We start from the raw sequence: 4,013 nt of genomic DNA, 5'->3' as shown, positions 1-4,013 counted from the left end.
TTTCATCTGTTGGATTAATCCCTGCACGATCCCTACTGAGGGATTATTTGCTAAGTAATTAGCTTGCAGTTTGAGTTTATCATCCGACCAAAGATCGTCAACATCTAAGAAAGCTATTACATCACCATTGGCTATTCTTATCCCATGATTGCGAGCCGCTGCTGGGCCGCTATTTGGCTGGGAAACATAGCGGATACTATCCTTAAATGCCGCCGCAACTTCAGGAGTTCGATCGGTCGAACCATCGTCGATGACAATTATTTCTAATGGTTGATAATCCTGATTTTTGACATTTTTGATGGCTTCCGCCAGATATTTTTCTCCGTTGTAAACCGGGATAATCGCGCTAACAAATAATGAGTTATCTTCCATCGGTTATCATTTGGTAATGAGGTTGAAAATAACTTGAGGAATTTGTGCTAAATCAGTGCCGAGTTCTAGATAATAACAAGGAACTTGTTGCAATACTTGCATCATAATTTGGCAAGCTTCTTTTCCAGAACCTGGTAATTGAATCATCGTACTGGGTACTAATGAAGCTAAAGCAGCAGCAGCAGAGGTAGCTGTTAAGGATGTATCTGTTTTGCCAGTAATGCGCGGAACTAAAACAGCACAAATGGGAAAATTGGTCAATATTTTTTCGGGAAAATGGTCGTTGATGAAATAAAGTGCTTTTTCCTCTGAAAGGCGATCGCGATTAGTAATAGCCTTAGCCAAAAATGGTAATCTATCCACATCGTCGGCATTTTTTTTGCCAGTGTTGTAGATGCTAAAAACTGTCGGTGTCGGTTCGCAGGCGATCAAACTGTAATCGTCACTTGCATAAAAAAGCTCGGAATTTAAGCAAGTTAACGCAGTAGTTGATTTACCAGATCCTCCTTTTCCAACTAACAAAACGCCGCCACTTGGCAGTCCAACTGCGCCAGCATGAACCAGCTGAATTCCCCGCTTATTCATCCAGACGTTAAAAATTGTCCGCAGCGGTGAACCCGTTTCCCAATAAGGAATCTGTTCGGTGGTTTCCACCCAATAAATTCCCAAGTTGCGATCGCTATCCAACATACTTAACGCAAATGCACCCCATTGGAAACTGGTGTGAATGCGATCGCTATTGAAACCGTAAATCTCTCCACGCTTGGGATGATGTTGATTTCTCTGCCAAGGTGGAGGCGGCATTATCGTATTTGTCGAGGTACTATCCCACAAACAAACTGTAAGTGACGGGTCTGAAAAAGGTTCTGTTTCTAAGTGTGCTAAAGCAGGAGTCATGTACGGAATTAAGGCATCACCAGCAAAACGCAACCGAATCTTAAACCCGCCGATATTATAAAAACGGTTAACAGCGCCTCCCGAAGCAGATTCCGCTTTTTCGTATAATTCGTAGACCCGATCGAAAAAAGCCACCGGGTCTTGTTGTTCTGTTTTGTTTTCCTTTTCGGAATTTCCCAACTCGTTTGTAACCATTATTTTGCAATTGCTTTTAATCTAACTTAAAGATCCTGTTTGGCATTCGGCCAACCCATTTCGTCAACTTCATGGATGGGATCTAAAGCTAGCAATTCTTCCATATCCGTGTATTTCTGTAAGGTTGGAATTTCAAAGCTAAGCTTTTCTGTATTTGCTTTCGTTTCGCTTTGGTTGTTTGTTGTATTTAAGGGAATCGATTCATCTGTTTTTTCAATAATAATCAGTTCTTCTAACTCTAATTTCTCAATCAAGTCATCGATCGCGGTTTCAATATTTTCGCGACTGGCGTCGTAGCGCTGCACCATATTTTCCATAATATCTACTCTGGAAATACCTTTTGTTAACCCTTCCCAAATCTCGGCCCCCGCTTTTACCAAACTGTAATAATCGCCCCGTTCTAGGTTGACAATTACCACTTCCCCATCAATCATTTCATGTACTACTTTAGGAGAATTGATTCTAAAATTTTCAGACGTTTTGATCATTTTTTCTCCGTTTTTTTGGGTTGAAAAAGTCTAACGAATAAATTCGCGACTATCGAAACGAAGTCCGCCTGCGCGGACTTGTGTTTTGCCAAGGCAGTGTCGTTTGATGTCGCCGCGATTTTTTTCCATTCGCAGGGGATTTTTGACCGTATGAGGATAGTCCCATTTGTTTTTGCTAGATTAACATAATATTTTTGACAAATGCGAAGATTTAACCTAATCTTAATATTATTTTAATAACGCAAATTGCTAGTTATTAATTTTGAGGTATTTTTCAGGTTGTAGGGTGCGTCATACCCCTGAATTTTGGAGATAATTACTAATTTTATCGCTCGGACGCACACTACTGAATGTAACTAGCAACTTGAGTTAATATTTGCCAAAGGGTTTCGTCTCCAGCTAAAGTTCAGGCAGAGCGATCGTCATAGCCAAAAATTCACAAAGCTCGCGATCGCTTAATCGCACCGCCAAATCTTAATAGTCTTGTTACCGCTGCCACTAACTAGAGTTTGTCCATCTGGGTTGAAAGCGATAGATGTAACCGAGTATGTATGACCTGTGAAAGTGCAAATTTCCCGCCCCGTACTTAGCTGCCAAATCTTAATAGTTTTGTCCCAACTGCCACTGACTATTCTCTGTCCGTCTGGGCTGAAAGTGACAAAACGAACTGCCTCAGTATGACCCGTGAGGGTGCGAATTTTCTGTCCCGTACTCAAATCCCACAGCTTGATAGTTTTGTCATAGCTGCCACTAGCTATTGTCTGCCCATCCGGACTTATAGCAACGGAACGAACAGGGGCGCTATGACTGATAAGCGTGTGCAATTCTTGCCCGGTACTTAACTGCCAAATCTTGATTGTTTCATCTTTACTACCACTGACTAAAGTCTGCCCATCCGCACTGAAGGCGAGCGAATAAACAGAGCCATTATGACCTGAGAAAGTGAAAATTTCCTGTCCCGTACACATCTGCCAAAACTTGATAGTTTTGTCACGACTGCCACTAGCGATTATCTGTCCATTTGGGCTTATTGCGATAGAAATAACCCAGTTTCTGTGACCCGCAAACGTGGCCACTTCCTCGCCCTTACTCACTTGCCAAAGCTTGATAGTTTTGTCGTGGCTACCGCTAACTAGCATCTGCCCATCGGGGCTAAAGGCGAGGGAACGAACGTAGTTGGTATGACCCGCAAGTGTGCGAATTTTTTCTCCTGTATTCAGTTGCCACAGATTGATATTTCCATCTTTGTTGCCACAACTGGCAAGAGTTTGTCCATCAGGATCGATCGCGATCGAATTAACCTGATGGGTATGACCTTTGAGAGTTTGAACGCACTTAAAAAATAGATAAGGATTGGATTGTCGTATCGCTTCACGCGCTTTTGGTTCTGTTCGTTGCTGTAATAGCAATAAGGCGTTATACTGTATCGGTTCTGACTCATCTTTCAACGCATCAATCACCAATTCCAAACCCGGTTCGCCATAATCCAAAGCCTCTTTTAGGGCGGCAATTCTTGACTCAACAGATGGACTGGCTAGGCGCTGCTTGACTCCCTGAAGTCCACCCAACACCGCACCAGTCAACGGCGGTGAATTAGTACCGAGTACGGCATCGCAATCTCTGGGACAATTGAAATTTTTTGTCATCATTAAATCTTCTCACAAGGATTGCTAATCGCACCGCCAAATATTGATAGTGCCGTCAAAATTGGCAGCAGCGAGAGTTTGCCCATCAGGACTGAAGGTAATATAACTAACAGCGTCCGATCGCTCTGTGATGTTAGATATTTCCCTGCCCGTACTTAATTGCCAAAGTTTGATAGTTTTGTCGCGACTGCTACTAGCTAAAATCTGTCCATCCGGGCTAATTGCAACGCACCCAACTAAGTCTGTATGTTCGCTGAGAGTATAAATTTCTTTGCCGCTATAGAGATCCCAAACTTTGATGGTTTTGTCATAACTGGCGCTGGCAAGAAATTGTCCATCTGGACTAAAGGCGATGAAACGCACCCAATTAGAATGTCCTGCAAAGGTGCGACTCCATCTGCCACTATTTATCTGC

The 4,013-nt window shown here is 42.8% G+C and carries 4 protein-coding genes and 1 pseudogene; all 5 read right to left on the bottom strand.

The window, feature by feature from the left end:
* On the bottom strand, nucleotides 1–372 hold a 372-nt coding region (locus H6S82_RS22060), incomplete at its 3' end, for a glycosyltransferase family A protein (protein ID WP_191056706.1).
* A 6-nt stretch (nucleotides 373–378) separates the two neighbouring features.
* Nucleotides 379–1,464: a serine kinase gene (locus tag H6S82_RS22055; protein WP_190466400.1), complete on the bottom strand. Its 1,086-nt coding sequence runs from the start codon at nucleotides 1,462–1,464 to the stop codon at nucleotides 379–381.
* 26 nt (nucleotides 1,465–1,490) lie between these two features.
* On the bottom strand, nucleotides 1,491–1,952 hold the full coding sequence (locus tag H6S82_RS22050) for a PqqD family protein (protein WP_199315364.1): 462 nt from the start codon (nucleotides 1,950–1,952) through the stop codon (nucleotides 1,491–1,493).
* A 455-nt stretch (nucleotides 1,953–2,407) separates the two neighbouring features.
* Nucleotides 2,408–3,601: a WD40 repeat domain-containing protein gene (locus H6S82_RS22045; RefSeq protein ID WP_242057066.1), complete on the bottom strand. Its 1,194-nt coding sequence runs from the start codon at nucleotides 3,599–3,601 to the stop codon at nucleotides 2,408–2,410.
* 21 nt (nucleotides 3,602–3,622) lie between these two features.
* Nucleotides 3,623–4,013: pseudogene (locus tag H6S82_RS22040) on the bottom strand (PD40 domain-containing protein); the annotation flags it as partial.

The sequence above is a fragment of the Planktothrix sp. FACHB-1355 genome (assembly GCF_014748295.1).
GTDB classification, from domain to species: domain Bacteria; phylum Cyanobacteriota; class Cyanobacteriia; order Cyanobacteriales; family Aerosakkonemataceae; genus Aerosakkonema; species Aerosakkonema funiforme_A.
This window is presented reverse-complemented; position numbering and strand designations above follow the sequence as displayed.

Coding starts and splice junctions, on each gene's coding strand:
- H6S82_RS22055 (WP_190466400.1), bottom strand. CDS start 1,464: ATGGTTACAAACGAGTTGGGAAATTCCGAAAAGGAAAACAAAACAGAA.
- H6S82_RS22050 (WP_199315364.1), bottom strand. CDS start 1,952: ATGATCAAAACGTCTGAAAATTTTAGAATCAATTCTCCTAAAGTAGTA.
- H6S82_RS22045 (WP_242057066.1), bottom strand. CDS start 3,601: ATGATGACAAAAAATTTCAATTGTCCCAGAGATTGCGATGCCGTACTC.